At 43.7% G+C, this 16,372-nt stretch carries 19 protein-coding genes; 7 read left to right on the plus strand and 12 right to left on the minus strand.

What is annotated here, in order from left to right:
• Positions 1-182: 182 nt before the first annotated feature.
• A complete protein-coding gene (locus ASD40_RS21925; protein ID WP_057305295.1) occupies positions 183-1,076 on the minus strand; it encodes a LysR family transcriptional regulator in 894 nt (297 codons plus the stop codon).
• 32 nt (positions 1,077-1,108) lie between these two features.
• Positions 1,109-1,402 (minus strand): HPr family phosphocarrier protein, encoded by a 294-nt coding sequence (locus tag ASD40_RS21930; RefSeq protein WP_057305296.1) that lies wholly within the window; start codon positions 1,400-1,402, stop codon positions 1,109-1,111.
• Positions 1,403-1,819: 417 nt separating this feature from the next.
• Between ASD40_RS21930 and ASD40_RS21935 the strand changes: the two genes are divergently transcribed.
• A complete protein-coding gene (locus tag ASD40_RS21935) occupies positions 1,820-2,014 on the plus strand; it encodes a hypothetical protein (protein WP_057305297.1) in 195 nt (64 codons plus the stop codon).
• A gap of 639 nt (positions 2,015-2,653) precedes the next feature.
• Here the strand turns inward: ASD40_RS21935 and ASD40_RS21940 are convergent.
• Positions 2,654-3,253, minus strand: coding sequence for a hypothetical protein (locus ASD40_RS21940; RefSeq protein WP_235549344.1), 600 nt, complete (start codon positions 3,251-3,253; stop codon positions 2,654-2,656).
• A gap of 90 nt (positions 3,254-3,343) precedes the next feature.
• Complete coding sequence (gene fucU / locus ASD40_RS21945; protein WP_057305298.1) at positions 3,344-3,769, minus strand: L-fucose mutarotase; 426 nt, start codon at positions 3,767-3,769, stop codon at positions 3,344-3,346.
• 122 nt (positions 3,770-3,891) lie between these two features.
• On the opposite strand from fucU, the gene ASD40_RS21950 reads away from it, so the two are divergent.
• Both ASD40_RS21950 and ASD40_RS21955 read left to right on the plus strand, forming a co-directional pair.
• A complete protein-coding gene (locus ASD40_RS21950; protein WP_057305299.1) occupies positions 3,892-4,899 on the plus strand; it encodes a LacI family DNA-binding transcriptional regulator in 1,008 nt (335 codons plus the stop codon).
• A 449-nt stretch (positions 4,900-5,348) separates the two neighbouring features.
• Entirely contained in the window at positions 5,349-5,660 is a 312-nt protein-coding gene (locus ASD40_RS21955; RefSeq protein ID WP_057305300.1) for a hypothetical protein, read from the plus strand.
• A 222-nt stretch (positions 5,661-5,882) separates the two neighbouring features.
• Here ASD40_RS21955 and ASD40_RS21960 read toward each other — a convergent pair whose 3' ends face one another.
• The 5 genes from ASD40_RS21960 to ASD40_RS21980 all read right to left on the minus strand — a co-directional run bounded on the left by ASD40_RS21960 (position 5,883) and on the right by ASD40_RS21980 (position 10,343).
• A complete protein-coding gene (locus tag ASD40_RS21960; protein WP_057305301.1) occupies positions 5,883-6,392 on the minus strand; it encodes a hypothetical protein in 510 nt (169 codons plus the stop codon).
• Between the two features lie 47 nt (positions 6,393-6,439).
• Positions 6,440-7,282: an SDR family oxidoreductase gene (locus ASD40_RS21965; protein WP_057305302.1), complete on the minus strand. Its 843-nt coding sequence runs from the start codon at positions 7,280-7,282 to the stop codon at positions 6,440-6,442.
• Between the two features lie 640 nt (positions 7,283-7,922).
• On the minus strand, positions 7,923-8,135 hold the full coding sequence (tatA, locus tag ASD40_RS21970; protein ID WP_057305303.1) for a twin-arginine translocase TatA/TatE family subunit: 213 nt from the start codon (positions 8,133-8,135) through the stop codon (positions 7,923-7,925).
• Between the two features lie 19 nt (positions 8,136-8,154).
• Complete coding sequence (locus tag ASD40_RS21975) at positions 8,155-8,715, minus strand: RidA family protein (protein WP_235549345.1); 561 nt, start codon at positions 8,713-8,715, stop codon at positions 8,155-8,157.
• 20 nt (positions 8,716-8,735) lie between these two features.
• Entirely contained in the window at positions 8,736-10,343 is a 1,608-nt protein-coding gene (locus ASD40_RS21980) for a flavin monoamine oxidase family protein (RefSeq protein ID WP_057305304.1), read from the minus strand.
• A gap of 218 nt (positions 10,344-10,561) precedes the next feature.
• Here ASD40_RS21980 and ASD40_RS21985 point away from each other — a divergent pair, with 218 nt between their 5' ends.
• The 3 genes from ASD40_RS21985 (at position 10,562) to ASD40_RS21995 (ending at position 12,560) form a co-directional block, all read left to right on the plus strand.
• Positions 10,562-10,795 (plus strand): MerR family transcriptional regulator, encoded by a 234-nt coding sequence (locus ASD40_RS21985; RefSeq protein ID WP_029193642.1) that lies wholly within the window; start codon positions 10,562-10,564, stop codon positions 10,793-10,795.
• Positions 10,796-10,833: 38 nt separating this feature from the next.
• Positions 10,834-11,592 (plus strand): twin-arginine translocase subunit TatC, encoded by a 759-nt coding sequence (gene tatC / locus ASD40_RS21990; RefSeq protein WP_057305305.1) that lies wholly within the window; start codon positions 10,834-10,836, stop codon positions 11,590-11,592.
• Between the two features lie 80 nt (positions 11,593-11,672).
• Positions 11,673-12,560, plus strand: a complete 888-nt coding sequence (locus ASD40_RS21995) for a LysR family transcriptional regulator (RefSeq protein WP_057305306.1) — start codon at positions 11,673-11,675, stop codon at positions 12,558-12,560.
• On the opposite strand, the gene ASD40_RS22000 is transcribed toward ASD40_RS21995, so the two are convergent.
• Positions 12,544-13,938, minus strand: coding sequence for an APC family permease (locus ASD40_RS22000; RefSeq protein WP_082562367.1), 1,395 nt, complete (start codon positions 13,936-13,938; stop codon positions 12,544-12,546). The two genes, ASD40_RS21995 and ASD40_RS22000, sit on opposite strands and share 17 nt — an antisense overlap.
• Positions 13,939-14,242: 304 nt before the next feature.
• Between ASD40_RS22000 and ASD40_RS22005 the strand changes: the two genes are divergently transcribed.
• A complete protein-coding gene (locus tag ASD40_RS22005; RefSeq protein ID WP_057305308.1) occupies positions 14,243-14,617 on the plus strand; it encodes a hypothetical protein in 375 nt (124 codons plus the stop codon).
• Between the two features lie 113 nt (positions 14,618-14,730).
• On the opposite strand, the gene ASD40_RS22010 is transcribed toward ASD40_RS22005, so the two are convergent.
• Both ASD40_RS22010 and ASD40_RS22015 read right to left on the minus strand, forming a co-directional pair.
• The gene (locus ASD40_RS22010) at positions 14,731-15,543 is read right to left on the minus strand and encodes a sporulation protein (RefSeq protein WP_057305309.1); all 813 of its coding nucleotides are present in this window, start codon (positions 15,541-15,543) and stop codon (positions 14,731-14,733) included.
• Positions 15,544-15,562: 19 nt separating this feature from the next.
• Positions 15,563-16,318, minus strand: a complete 756-nt coding sequence (locus ASD40_RS22015; RefSeq protein WP_057305310.1) for an AAA family ATPase — start codon at positions 16,316-16,318, stop codon at positions 15,563-15,565.
• Positions 16,319-16,372 lie beyond the last annotated feature (54 nt).

Raw genomic sequence — 16,372 nt, forward strand, 5'->3', positions numbered from 1 at the left:
GTTTTTTCCTCCTAAAAGTTTGGCTTTCATAATTTAACCCTTACAGTGCATGCATTCCCCTTAATAACGTATAAACAATAATTCCAATTGGTTTTGTCGGTTTAAATTCCTACTTACTGTATCACCGGCTTATTAGGCGGTCAATTTGATATTAAGATGTTCTATTATCAGATAGAATTGTTCTATGGAGAACTTATTTTCAATTTCATCTCTTTCAATGCTTCTAGGCACACATGCGTGAAATCGTTGGCCGCTTCCTTGAGTGAAATGAGATTAGTCCGAAGCGACAATCCTCCTAGAGCAGGGATATGGATAGGTACAAGTAAGCCATCCTTCACTTCTTGACGTACGCAGAGATCGGGTAAAAAAGAAACCCCCATCCCACTCACGACCAGCTTCTTCGCCGTTTCAAGATTATCGATCTGGTATTCGATTTGGGGCGGACGGTCAAGTGTGGCGAATAAGCGATGTATCTTTATCCAATCGAGAGAGCCACACTCGAAAAACACTAGGGATTCCCTGCTTACATCCTCAATCGTAATTTGTTCTTTCTTCATAAAAGGATGACGCTGATGTACGAAGAGTCGAATCGGATCTTCATAAAACCCCGCACAATCAACATGCGGATGCGTCACGTTTCGCACAAAGCCGATGTCTATTTCCTTATTCAACAGCTTCTCCAGAATCGTTTCGGTGGGAGCTGTCGTTAATTTAATCTGCAGGCTTCGGTACTCCTTTTTGATGATGGGAAGAATATCTGGTATGACATAATTGGAGACAGAAACCGTGCACCCTATTCTTAATTCATTTGGAGTCGTGTTTAAATTCTGCAGCTGTTGTTTTCCCTTCTTGTAAGTTTGGAGAATTTGCTGAGCATACGGCAGGAACTGCTTCCCTTTCTCTGTCAGCGTAAAATTCCTCCCTTCTCGATCGAACAGCAATGTATTCAGTTCTCGTTCTAACGATTGAATTCGGGCCGTCACTGATGGCTGGGATAAGAATAATGCATCAGCAGCCTTGTTGAAACTATTGAAATGTATGACATAGACGAAAGCTTCAATATTTTCAATATTCATGACAATAAACTTCCTCTCTAACTTGCAAGCGACTAGGAACTATGCGAATAGGCCTTTTGTATACTGTGATCCGTGCTTTGTAAGTACACAGATACTTTTTCAAATGCTTCCTGTGCATCAACGCCATCTAATTGCAAAACAATAACCGACTGATTGCCTAGTGTTAGGCTTAGGGAAACAATGCCTAGTAAACCCTTTGCATTCAGCATTTTCCCACTTACACCTACATAAATATTGCACGAATACCGATTAGCTATGGTCACAAAATCCAACACAAGATCAATCGTCCAAGGTTTGTTCCTCGTAAAAGTCCATTCGATTTTCATTCCTATTCCTCCTAGAAAGTGTTACAAAATAACTTGCATCGTAAGCTATAGATAGCATTTGCTGATTATGAATGAAAAAAGGAGACGAATTCACCCCTTAGGATGAAGCATCTCCAGTTGTCTGGTTGATTCATATTATTCCGATAAAATTACTTGTATTTAGATTATAGTGAATCCAACCATATTCTGTCAACGTTTAAAATTGAAATACCTAACCTACATGCAAATGGCATTTCCGGCTAAGCGGAAACCCGCGCAGAGAACAATTTGCACCGTATAGGCAACAGAAAAGAAGCAATTAACCATATTTACATGCAATTAGTCAGGAATAGACAATTTCTATCAATTTACACCTCTACCAAAATTGCTCGTTTGATGATAGTTTAAGATATACATCCAAGCGAGGGAGAGATCAGAATGAGAACCATTTATGAGAATTACCGAGGCTTTAAAATCAGCAAGCAAGAAAGCACCTATAATGCGATTTCTTCAGATCATATTATTTTTAGCCGTTGGCAGCTAAGCCAAGTTCTAGATACGGTCGATAGTTATGTGGAATTCGCGGATAATAATTCGAGTCCGGATGCGGAATCCGGTATGCCGCAAAACTAATCGTATCCATTTGAAATAACGAAATGTTCATTAACCTAATCTCTCCGATTTATATGGAGTGGACTCATAGAGGAACGTGGATGCGCTAATTACTGAATAAACGCCGGTTTCGCGAGCTGGAGGACTACGATCCTTTATTACGTCATTTTGCCCTAAAGAGCATTGATTTCACCCAAATTGCGCATTCACGTTCTGTTCAATCAAATTACAGGCCACATTTCCTACAAATAACGGAATGAAGTTCCGTTCGTTCAAATTACAGGCCACTTTCCCTTCAATACGGATTGTCGTTCCTCGACGTAGGTTAAGTTCACTGTTTCCTTCATCTATGGACTTAGTTGTTGTAATTTGTACAACATTTCATTAACGAATTCGCGTATTCCCCGGTTAGTGTTGCAGAACATACAACATTTCCTTCCCAAAACAGCTTTATCGCATAAAATAAGTCAAAATTGTTGCACTACATACAACTTCAACAGCCTATAGCGAAGAAACGTAACGTAATTGTTGTACGTAGTACAACATAACTTGCCTTAAAAAGCCCGCCAATGGCGGGCTTTAACAGCTTTAACAACTTTAACATCTTTAACAGCTTTAACAGCTTTAACAGCTTTAACAGCTTTAACAGCTTTAACAACTTTATAAAATCACATGGTTCATCTTCATCAGCTCTGCGACCTTCTGGAACATGGAAGCATTATGACCAATGGACATCGCGCAGTGATGTGTCGGCGCCTCGGCGAACCAGCGCGTCATGTACGCGTCTGGATGATCGCGGAACTTCACCGGCGTCTGCGTGTTGCCGATTCTCATGATCGGCCCGTTCGTGGACTCGCCTTCGCTGGAGATGAGCTTCAGCCGACCATCGCCGGTCTGCGTCACATTCAGGGTCGTGATCGCCCCCGTCTTCACCTTCGCCTCGACGGATACGCCCGTGCCTTGCTTCCCGTGATAAAGCCCCATCCCGCGCAGAATCGGCTTTCCTTCGGAAATCGCGATATGGAACGGTCCGTCATGACCCAGCAAGATCGTCTCGTCGATATAATCCACGACGACGATTTCCGAGAAGCTGCCGCCGACGCCAAGGATGTCGCTGATTTTCATCGAGACGGCCGTCTTGAGGTCCCCTTCGCCGGAGCACGGGATACCGCGTGCGGTGAGCAGCGAATGGCCAACGATGAAGCCGCCCTGCAGCTTCTCGTAATCGCCCCCCGGCGCACCGTGGTAGTAGTAGGACAAGGCATCTAGATCGTACGCTCTGACGAGCTTCTCCTGCGCTGCCCCCACTTTACAAGACGGGTGTGACTTTAGAGTTATCGATAATCCAAATTACTCATTAATGACTCCTTTTTTCAAAATAACATTGGCGTATAAAGCTTTCTCACTCGTTGCAACGATCGCATAGGCTTTCTTCGCTCGCTCATAAAAAGCGAATCGCTCCATATACTCAATTTGTGGTTGCGTTTGGGTACGAATGATCTCTTCGTATGTCGCCCAAATTGGTGTTTCCACTTTATCCCCTGGTACTTTGGCCATAAGTGCTACAGGTTGTTCACTGTAAGTATCCAGTGGGAATAACGATAAAACCGCTTCCAATAATTCTGGTACACCATGGCCATCGCTGCGCAGCAGGCGATTCGTATGACTGGCAGCAGGGAAATTGCCATCCGCTAGAATAATTTCATCCCCATGCCCCATTTCCATCAGCACCTTCAAAAGCTCCGGCGACAAGATGGAAGGAATACCTTTAAGCATATTCAAGACCTCCTCAAAATTAAGTGTTATCGATAACCCAAAATTATCAATTTTAAGCCTTGCTGTCAATCCTTAATTTCTATACAATAGACGAATAGGATGAGATAAAAAGGTGACTCAACGTGATTACAATTTATGATATCGCTGAAAAAGCCGGAGTTTCGGCAATGACCGTTTCACGGGTTATTAATAATACAGGTCGTATCAGCGAAGCAACGCGCAAGCGGGTAAGGAAAGTAATGGAAGATCTCCACTATATTCCGAATTCGATGGCACGCAGTCTGGTACTTCAGAAGACGAAAATTCTTTCCCTGCTCATTACGGATATTACAAATCCGTTCTATACTACGCTTGCACGCGGTGCAGAGGATGCAGCTAAACGTGCTGGGTATCGGCTGCTTTTTGCGAATAGTGATGAAGATTATGCGAAAGAGAAAGACTACGTTGATATGATTCTATCAACCCGTGTGGATGGCGTTCTATTCGCCCCGACGGGCGATCATTCTGTCGAGAATCTTGGGCAACTGCAGAAGCATAATATCCCCTTCGTTGTTTTGGACCGTGAAATACCGGGAATTGAGGCGGATGTGGTACTCGGGGACAGTAAGGAAGGCGCGAGGAAACTTGTTGAGCATTTAATTGGTTTGGGACATCACCGAATCGCTATGATTAACGGTTCACAAGATGTCTCTACAGCCCGCTTGCGTTACACGGGGTATTGTGAGGCGCATCTACTTAGTGGATTATCCATAGATGACACGCTCGTCGCACATCTAAACTATCGTGATTTCCACGATGAATCCGCATTAGATGCACTCCTTAATCTTGCAGATCCACCTACAGCTATCTTCGCGGCTAACAACATGCTCGCCGTCGGTGTCATTCAATCATTGAGACAGCGCGGCTTGCAGGTGCCAGATGATCTATCGGTCGTCTGTTTTGACGATTTCGGCCCAGCAGGTGCGATTAGCCCTTTTCTAACCCTGGCTTCACAGCCTGCCTATCAATTCGGCTTATTAGGCATGCAGCTGTTGATTGAACGCATTGAAGGCGAAGCCGTTCATGAGAATCGGAAGATCATTCTGCCTTCGGAGATGATTATCCGAGCTTCTACGCAGGCGTTGAAGTGATGGCTGACATTGCGGTTAACAGGGGAAGCATATGGTTTAAAAGGTCCCGACTTTGCAAGATCATCCGAGTCCGAAGAACCGCGGATCTTTGCCGCTAATAGCGAAAGCCTACAGATTAGCAATCTCTAGCCCTTCGAGAAAGTGCCTTGCCATTAGGTTTGAATGACATGTTGTAGTTTCTACAACATTTCGTTAAACAAATAAGCTGAATGAAATGATTGTTGCATAATGTGCAAGATTATCACCTTAATAAGCTGGATTAGGTCTGAATTTAGAAAAAATGTTGTACATCGTACAACATTCATTGGCTTTTGAACTAAATGAAGGAATTATGCTGTACGGTGTACAACAATCCACTTGTTGTTGCTGCTGTAGAGTTTTTCCATCCCCCATCATGTCAATTCATTAGAAAAAATGTTAAAGCACCCTATGAATCTTAGGAGATTAGAATGAACCCAATCGTAGAGCAAGCCTTACAAACCACGCTAAAAAACTGGAATGCCATGTCGGCATCACGAGGTGATGAGCAGGAAGCTGTCGCCGATCAATTCCAATCTTCTTTTTATTTATTTATCGATGCAGTCCGTGAATGGGTTTATGAGTTAGAACCGCGGCCTCAAACCATTGATGAGTTATTAGACATGGACATGATACAGGAAATCTTCGATCTCCTTCCAGCACCGCTTCATTTGAACTTCGAGACGGAACTTGAGCTTATGGTGGATAATGTGGTTAGAATCGACGATGATAAGTATGATTAAGATTTCCCATAATTACGAATCATCGCTGCTCTAACCGTCTAATCTCTAGCTGGCTCATCACGCCTAAGCAGCAAAAAAGCCCAATGTCGAATTGGGCTTTTTTCATCGTTTATGAGATTCCTGTCGCGCTATTACACTTATCCATATTCCATGTCGCCTTAACTTATGTTCCATCACGCGCATTCTGTACTTACAACATGCTCCAGATCGCGCTATCTGTTATTAAACCGTTTTATCCACAAACGTAACCTGGTTCTGCTCAGCAAATTTCTTTAATCTAGCAGCCATGGCCGTTACGTCGAATCGATTCAGAGATTTATTGTACACCCAACGTGGTGACTTCCCATTCAGGTCAATGACCACTTGACCTGGGGAGTATACGATTTCTTTAATTTTATCGGCATTAAGTACAAGCTCTCTGGCAAAACCCCTCTTCGAGATACTCGTCTTACTAACCTTTAAATAAGGACGGCGAATAAAATAAACGAACAGTCCAACCGCCATGTAACTGAGTGTCGTATACCAGTACATCTTGTCCCCGTCTGTTTTGGTCAAAGTAACCAATAATAAGATGGAAATTAGAACAAAAAATAAAGCTAACATAATGCTTCTACCCTTGAATACTTCCGATCGGTCCGGATCCGAAGAAATCGGAGCTATCCCCTGTTTGGAGCGATTCTTGTTTACAGTTTTCGTATTTTTGCTTACCATTCTTTCCCACTTACGAGACATTCATTTCACTCCTTGGTTTATTCGTACTTACACAAATACATCCTTCTTCATTTCAATAATCGATTCAAAACGCCTTCATACCATCTCCATGGCAAAAGACTTCTCGCCCTCAGCCCCGACCTTACACCACGTCCCATTGGATAACGGAGCTTTGGCCGCGGGTTGTCTACAATTCGTGCAATTAGGTCGGCTACTTCCTGCGGATCGGGTGCAGTCACGGAGGCTTTCCTTGAGTAGTCAAGCATTTTACTAAGCCGTTTCCAATAAGGAGAAGCTTCCGTGGTATGGATCGCCTCGAAACCTTTACGCCAAATCTCTGTCTTATAGGCACCTGGCTCTACAAGCACGACGCGTACACCCAGGGGCATCATTTCCAAACGAAGCGATTCACTAAAGCCCTCAATAGCAAACTTCGAAGTGCTATACGGGGCATAGCCAGGAAATGCCGATAGCCCGCTCACACTGCTTACATTAACAATGCAACCAGATTGCTGTGCGCGCATGTGCGGCAGGACGGCCCTCGTTGTTGCAATGACACCGAATACATTCGTTTCCAGCTGAGATCTCCACGCTTCCATCGGTACATCTTCCACATACCCCCCGACAGCAAAACCCGCATTGTTAATGAGAACATCGATTCTGCCATACTTGTCCATAATATCAGAAACGACTTGTTCAATCGAGTCATGAATCGTTACATCAAGAGCCATGATTACGAGGGCATTTGTTACGCCAGCTTGTTCAGCATTCGCGAGCAAATCTTCACTTTTATCTAGGTCACGCATAGTTGCGATAACGTGATACCCCTTTTGGGCCAGAGCTATTGACGTTAATAAGCCAAATCCGCTAGATGCGCCAGTCACTAATGCTGTCGGCTTTGTGAATCTCATCCAGACTGCCCCCTATTTATCCAACTCACATTCATAATCCCATACAAAAGCCATAATGTCGATATATAAAAGAGGACAATTGGTTCGAGCAGGAGCTAATCTCCTAGTGAATGCCCATTTATGGCTGATTCTATCCAATCACATGTAAAAAAACCTGAGGCTTTGCCTCAAGTTAACTTATCGACTTATCATCATGCGCTGAGGCGAATGAATCGTTAGTTTCCTTCAAACCATCCAAAACCTGAGGCGGAACGTCGATTCGCTATTTTGCTTGAATGAGGTTATATGGCTAGCCTAACGGAAGGGCGATTCGTTATTTTCGCTTTAAGAGCCATATTTCAATCCAAACGGCAAATTAACGCATCTACGTTCTCCTCAACGCTCAAAAAGGCAGCTTTTTCGATAAATAGCGCATCGTAGTTCCTCTCCATGGAATTGATGGAAGATTCATATTGAGCAGACTATCATGAAATGATTGTGTAAATCCATTGCTTTTCCTGTGTTTTTTTCACATCCAAACTATACAAGACTCAAAAGAGTGAAAGAAGGTTAATTCGTTGTACAGAAGCGCAAAAAAGCCTGTAACGAGATGCTCTCCTCCAAAGAGAATAATCACAGATACAGGCTTTCTGAGCTTCGTTTATACTTTCGCCTTCTCAAACAGCTTATCAGCTGGCTCTACATGTTCAGGTGCTTCTTTGCCCTCGGATACGAGTTCCCTCGCAGAGTTTTTGAACTCGTGCAGCGTGCGTCCCACTGCGCGACCAAGCTCTGGAAGCTTGGAAGGACCAAACAAGACTAAGACAACAACTAAGATTAACATGAGACCAGGAAAGCCAATATTTTGCAGCATAGGAATCAACTCCGTTTCATTAGTTTTGATTATGATGCTTCGGATATACGGCTACAGCTTCGATCTCTATTAGCCAATCAGAGTTAACCAGTCCTGCCACACCAACCGTAGAGCGAGCTGGCTTAACCGGATTCGCTTCATTGCCAAAAAATTGCACATAAGCATCGAACCAGCCTTGATAGTCAAACTTGCCCTCTTTGGCCGCATCCGCTGTAAGATAGACACGGAGATAAGTGACGTCAGCCAAAGTCAATCCCTTATCCTTCAATTGCTTCTCTATCTCTTTAAGTATTCCGGTACCTTGCATTTTAGTATCGCCATAGCGCTCATAAATCGTTTTCCCCTCTTTATTAAGAACAGGCGGCACCGTTCCGCTTGTGAATAAGTAAGAAGAGTCTGCAGGTACGGACACTCCGGCAGAGATCGAGGACGCTGGGTTACCATAGAATTCCACTTCATTAATTGGCTCTGATGGGTATTTACTAGTTTTTTCCGTTCCGGCTGCATAGGCGCTGACACATATGAGGCATGATCCTAATGTGACGGCTGCCATGGTTTTCACTTTCTTCGTTATCATCATCGTTCATCGCTCCTCATCATCTACTCTTTCATTACGCGCTCATGAATTTCAGTAACCACTTTCCTTGCGGATTCAATCGCCCCTGCCTGCCAAGCGGTAATATAGCTAATATGCTCCCCAGCCAAATAAATGCGACCGTCCGGCTTACACAAGGTAGGGTAATACGTTTTGCGGTCATCAGCCGTATACGAAGCCCATCCGCCTTGATTATATTTGATCTTCTTCCAATCTACGGAGAAAGAGGCCTCGAACTCTTTATAATATTGCGGATGAATTTTCGCCCCTTGGCTTAATGCGTAGTCTTCCCTTTGGGCAGGTGTCATTTTACCAATCTTGTCAGCGTTACCCCCGAATGCATAATAACCTAAGAGGAGTCCCTTTTTGGCAAAATAATCAGTCGGCGGGTAATAAATACTGGAAATGTCCATATTGGTCAGTGAGCTTCCGCCAAAAATAAACTCATCTTCCTCCCAGAATCTACGTTTAAACTGGAGCCCAATTTTACCGGCGGATGCGTAGTTAATTTTAGAAATAGCCGTCGACATGTCTGCGGAGAAATCGGCCTTAATATCCTTAAGGACAGACAAAGGAATCGTACAGATACAAAAGTCTCCGGCAGCTTCCTTGCTGGCGCCGCTATTCAAGTCCTTATACAGGATACGAACACCGTCGGAGGATTGCTTAATTTCTTGTACTTCTGCATGGAATTCAATTCGGTCCCCCACTCGCTTCTCAAACGCTTTAGCAATTTGGTCCATCCCGCCTACCGGATGAAACATCATCATTTGTTGATCATAACTGTATTCGCTGCTAAAAAATTGCCCAAAACCGGAATTTATGATCGCTTTTAAACTAAATGGATCTCTACGTACGCCCGCGTCGAATTTACCGCCTGGCTCCTCGTTATACCCTGCTCTTTCCGAACCTTTATAGAACAGATCTGCGTTCAAATCCCCTTCGGTTTTCAAATAAGTGACAAGCTTAGCTTTTTCTTCTGTTGTAAGAGGGAGATCCAGTGCTTTCTGATTTACCGCTTTAGCTAGCATTTCGGCGACATAGCCCCTAACATCTGCCTTCGCTTGGCGCTTCGGAACTTTCACACCCGACAATTCGCCCACATTTTCGTTATAATAGTAGCCGCTCTCGTTCACATTGTTGAAGGGCTCGATCGCGACACCAAATTTACGCGCATATTCCAACGTTACATGAAACTGGGGTATCCGCATCGGTCCCGCATTAAAATACATCCCATTATCAAAGCGTGCAACCTGCTTGCTGCCACCTATTTCCGAAACAGTCGTACCTCTGCGAACCGTCCAAGCTCTACCGCCGGAACGAGCTCTCGCTTCTAAAATTGTGCACTGATATCCGGCCATTCCCAGCTCGTAGGCAGCCGTCATACCGGCTATCCCTGCGCCTAGAATGATCACCTTTTTCCCGTTGCGGTTCGTTGAAGTGAGATCCCTGCCTGAAGGCGGAGTATAATCTGCCGCTTTCATCGTTTCTGGGGATAAGAGCCCCAGAGTCCCCATAACACTAAAGAGTGCGGCTGACCCTCCTATTTTGCCGACAGTAGTCAAAAATTGTCTGCGTGTAATTTGATCTTCTTTGATCGGTGTCTTCTCCATGCTCCCATCTCCTCGTTCAAGTTTGGATAAACCGCACCTTAAACGTACCAGTAGGACATGTATTAGTCACTAATATGTGTTAGGTTATATTACATAAATATTACTTATATCGGGATAAAAATTGGTTATTTGATCAGATATAGGCATGGTGATAGAGTTAACTTGTAACAAATGTCATGTAAATGTTAATCTATCTAACATGTCTAGGAGGTTGGATGATGTCGATGACGAAGAAGAAAGTGATTCAAATTGGTGTGGTAAGTGAATTAACCGGGTTATCGGAGAGGCAGATTCGTTATTACGAAGATCGCAAACTTATTTTCCCAGAGAGAAGTAAAGGAGGCGTTCGTAAATATTCATTTGAGGATATTCAGACCATCATGGAGATCCACACGAAGCTGATGGACGGCTTCCACACCGTTGAGCTTAAGCGCATGCTAGCGGGATCTTAAGTCAATGACGATCATACATAGCTTTGGAGGTGTTTTCCATGCCAATAAAAGAAATGATGTCTCTCGTTGAACATCTGTCCGAACTGCGAACACGTATTATTCGAGTTCTAATCGTCATAATCCTTACGATGATTGCCGGCTTTCTTGCCGCCCAGAAGCTCCTCCTGTACTTGAAGCAAACACCCCCGGCATCCGACATGACATGGCATGTATTTTCCCCCATGGATAGTATTCGCCTCTATATGATGATTGCGTTCGCGATATCCCTAACGGTCACTTTGCCTTTTATCCTCTATCAGATCTGGGGATTCGTTAAACAAGGCCTAACGAAGGAGGAGCAGTCAGCCACACTCCGTTATATTCCTTATACCGTCCTGTGTTTTATCATCGGTTTAACCTTTGCCTACTTCGTTGTTTTCCCCATGTGCATGACGTTCACTACCCAAATTTCCGATAATCTTGGATTAACCCCGACGTACGGTGTTGCCCAATATTTTAGTTTCATGCTGAACATTGTGCTGCCTTTGTCGATTGCCTTCGAACTCCCCATCGTCGTCATGTTTCTAACTAGACTAAAACTGCTGAATCCAAAGCTCCTGAACAAATTTCGCAGATACGCTTATATCGTTCTGGTTATATTAGCTAGCCTAATTTCACCGCCTGATCTCATCTCACATCTGATGGTGGCCATCCCCTTATTTGCTTTATATGAAATCAGCGTCGTGCTATCACGTTTCGTCTTCAACGGACAAATGAAGGAGCTAAGCAAACTGAATGTTGAGTCCGGAGCCTCTTAAAATAGGGCTTCCCTATCATTGCCTATCATCCGCTTTTGGGATATATTTACGACATAAATCGCTTCCCAAAAAGGAGAACTATGCGGATTGAACAACTTCTCTATATCATTGAAATCAATCAAACCGGTTCGATCTCACTAGCTGCCGAAAAGCTTCATGTCTCCCAACCAAATATCAGTCAGGCTATCGTGAGTCTGGAGGAAGAGCTTGGGGTGAAGCTATTTAAGCGTTCGCGCTTCGGAGCCATTCCTACGGAAGATGGGAAATTAATTATAAGCAAAGCGGAAGAGATCATAAAAAAAGTAGAGGAACTCCGAGAGACGGCAGGTTTTCATTCCAATCAGCTCTCAGGGTTCCTTTCCATCGCATCTGTGCCTAGCCTATGCTTGAGTGTTTTACCCTCAACTTTGGCGATTTTCAAAGCAAAACATGCTGGTGTAGAGCTTGAAATGTTGGAACTTGATTATCCGCAAATTAAACAAGAAGTCCAAAGCGGTAAAGTAGATATTGGTCTAATCGCCGTATCCCGGAATTATGAAGAGCCGAATAAACAATTGATCACTGAGACGTTGATGGACAGCAGAGTGATGGCATGCGTGGGGAAAAACTCCCCACTGTCTCTTCGCCAAAGCATCTCCATAGAAGAACTTGTTCATCAACCGATCCTCCTGAATTCTGAGTATCTGATAAGTAAATTAAAAAAATATGGAGAGCCGAATATTTTATTTAAGCTAGGGAATTCAGAGGCTGCAAAACGAGTGATTGCCGAAGGAATTGCTATTGGATTTTATACGGAAATCGGTCTGAAATACGACCCCTATGTCCAAACAGGCAGTATTGTTGCATTAGAGATCACCGGAGAGGATATGGATATTTCCTTCTGCTCTCTACGTCTAAAGAATCGCCATCAGTCCCTGCCCTCCAAAGAGTTTACAAAAGAACTGAAAACAATTATTGCCACAATTTGATATCACGACTATCATTTGCAACTGCCTTTGAAGCATGTTTATTTATTCGGCGTTTGCCTACAATCATCACATAAACGATGCTTGCTGCGAAAAGCACCATGTTACCTACAATTAATGGAGCCGACAATCGGCTGAGGAGTAAATAGCCTTGAAAGGCCAGTAAACCAACGGCAATGATGACGATGGTGTAAAGCAGACTCGGCTTCATAGTGAAAGGTGCATTGCGATAAAGCTCAGGGCACTTGCGTGGAAGTTGTACGGCAGAAAGAACGGGGAAAATGCTTGAAATGAGTAAAATACCAACCCCTAGCTGGGATATCGTGGTCAACGATACTCCTGTCACAATGGGTATAACCCCAAGCAAATAGTAAAACGTGAGCAGCCAATGCGGTGTACCATACCTTCGATTAACGGCGCCGAACGATGCTGGGAGCCAACCATCGCGACATGCTACCAGCATCCCCCTCGTCACCCAGGAAAATGTCACATTAAGTGTAGAAGCCAGAGCAAACATGGCCCCTCCTATGATAAAAAATAGGAACAATGGATTGGGCAGTATCGTCCTCGCCACATCTGAAAGCGACTCTCCTGCAACATCAGAAATCGGCAGCACTCCGGTTGCTACGATGCCAATGCCTATATAAAGCAAGGCAACTATGCCACTACTGATGAAAATGGCAAGCGGAATATCTCTCTGCGGCCTCTTCATTTCGCCTCCGAGCTCAACTACGGCATAAGCACCTCCAGACGCAAAAGATGTGATGCCAACCGCTGTAAGAAAGCTCCACATGCCCTGAGGAAAAAACGCTGAGGGATGAAACACCGTATAGTCGACCTTCGAAATTCCCCATACGATGAAAACAAGAAGTGACAGCAGCTTAATCGCTACGAGCCCCTTTCCTAAGGATGACATGAACTTGATGCCAAACAGATTAATGAGATAGAAGAAAGTCAGCACAATGAAAGCAACAAGCATGATCGGCGTACCGGGCATAATTCCCTGCAAATATTGAGCGAATGAAATGGCATACACAGCGATGGTCAAATGACCGAATGTGAAAAGGATTAGATAGACAAACCCTGCATTCGGAGAAAGTAAACGACTCGTGTATGTGTACATGCCTCCAGTTGTAGGAAGAACTGAGCCTAATACGGCAAGAGGAATCGTGATGATCAGCATAAAAACAGAGGAAAACACGAAAGCCAGCGGTACACCAATCCCTGTTAATGCAATAGCGATGCCAGTTATTGACATAATACCTGCTCCAATGATTTGTCCAAGGGCAATACCAATCGAATCTCGCAAGCCTAACACCTTCTTCAATTCCCCTTCTTCATTCACCATTTTCAACAGCGCCTCCCTCTCAACTCCACTCATACATCTATACTCTCATCTTCTGCATAAGCCAAGTATTCCCTGCTTCTTCATGAAAATAAAGTTAATAATTATTTATTGTAAACAGTCATAATCGATCTTTATTCCACATAGAGTATATAGTTGCTTATTGCTGAAAGCCGAATGAAAGTTTACTGAAATCCAATTTACACACTTGAAGGGATGCTGATTTCGTATTATTACATTAGAACAAATTCATTTTATCGAAACTCGCTGTATCAATCCGCAAGATGCCATCATCGTTCGTTTACTCACAGAGGGTATTGCCTCTCACGAAATTGTTTATTTGAAAAAGAACTCATTAGATACCAAAAATCAAATGCTAACTGTTACAGACGCTATGGGTGCAAAGAGGCAAGTACAAATTACACGAGCATGTGCTGAACTGTATCAAAGCGCTCTTGCGCAAACGAAGTACATAGTCAACTACGGAGAACTTCCCAATAAACAATTGATAACCGATCTTCGAAATAGCGATTTTCTCATCAAGGTGGGCATGCGAGATTTCATTGCAAATCGCAGTATGATCACAGAGATGGATTCCGTTATTTTGCGAACGATATATATGAGGCTTCGGCGATTAGCTGACTTTTTCTCAACACCGGAACTCACGTATTTAACGACTGGAAAACTTGAATTTAAACAATTAGCACATGCATAATGGATGGATGCGAAGGCTCTTAGCGCCTCTTATTATGGAAACTAACGTTGAAATGAATAGAGGCTGTCCCTCCGGTAATCATCCTACCGTTGGTGACAGCCTCTTTTTATGTATTACTCCAACAACTCGTCGAAGATCCCCCTGAACTGATCCGCTACTGAGGAAGAACCTTCTTCCAACTCTTCTAGATTGAAAAAGTAGCGATGATGAGACTCATCCGTATCCAACATATCCGAAAGAAATTCTTTGAAACCACGCGTTTTACGATCGAACTCTAGGATAATCTCTACACCGTCCTTATCCGGGTAGAAGATGAGTTCAAGTTCATCCACCGAGCTGCGGTACTCGCCATTTTGATTAGGAACAAATTCAAACTTTTGAATAAACGGTAAATGATAATCTCGTTGTAAATAATACTCATTCTCCGCTTGATGCAAATGAAATCCCATTTCTTCCAGAGCTTCAAAAATAACCGCAGTATGCGGATGTGCCTGAACTTCAATATCATCACGATCCGAAGGATCAACCGCATTATCAATATCCAAGCCTGTGCGCACCCAGATCGGGCTGACACCGATTGAGATTGGCGTTTCATGCGGCAGTACGAACTCAAAAGGAATTTCAATTGTTTCCCCCGGCGCAATCACGAGGCTTTCACCAAGCAGTATATTGGCAATAACGATGGTTTCATTCTCCATACGAGTTTCAGTTCGCCCATCGCGATTAGCATCTATCTCCACAGGCTTCTTATATTCCGTCATGATTTGAAAGTAGATTTTATCCACCTTCTGCTCCACTTTTCCGCCTTTGGCAATAACGACCCCTTCAACCATCTCCCCCGGAATAAAATCCTCCGTATGAAACTGCGTGTCGATATCGATGTTCCCAATCCCAACGCGTGCTAACATTTTCTTGAAAAATGCCATTTCTGATTCCCCCAGTTGCTTAATTGTTAATGTCTTCCTCAAACAAAGCCCGAAAATAGCGCTCTCTGTGATTTAAAAAGTCTCTCGTCAGAGTAAAATGATCTGTATCTTCATACGCGATTGGTTCAATCGTCGTTTCAGAAAATTGTAGAATCTTCGCGTTTGGGTACGCCATCAAAATCGGAGAATGAGTAGCGATGATAAACTGCGCTTGGCCCAACTGCTCCAATTCCCATATCATTCGCAAGAATGCTAATTGGTTTTGCGGGGATAAGGCCGACTCTGGCTCATCTAAGAGATATAATCCCTTACCGCTTAATCTATTTTTCAAAAAAGTTAAAAAGGCTTGTCCGTGCGACTGCTGATTCAACGATTTCCCACCATAAGGTGCATACGCTGATTGCCCTACGTAGGGGTCTTTCGAGAGTTCATCAATATAACCGGCAAACGTATCAAATGTCTCGGCACGGAAAAAGAACCCCTCCTTAACCCTAGGGAGCCAAGACAGCCGCATAATACTCGCTAAAGATACATCGTCTTTTTCCTTCGAAATCGTTAAATCCTTGCCGCCTACAACGCTGAATCCGCAAGATACGCCAATTGCCTCAAGTAAAGTAGACTTCCCTGACCCATTATTGCCAATAAAAAATGTGACGTTAGATTCAAAATTGTATTCATTGAAGGATTGAATGGTTGGTATTTGGTATGGAAATTGTTCTCTATCCTCTGGTTTCAACTGGGACCAATCCAGGGAAATTCTTTTTAAGAATGGCATTTGAGCTTCCTTTCTTTACACGATCAGAAACGAGGTTGGTTCCACATACGTCGT

It is taken from the genome of Paenibacillus sp. Root444D2, assembly GCF_001426375.1.
Lineage (GTDB): Bacteria > Bacillota > Bacilli > Paenibacillales > NBRC-103111 > Paenibacillus_E.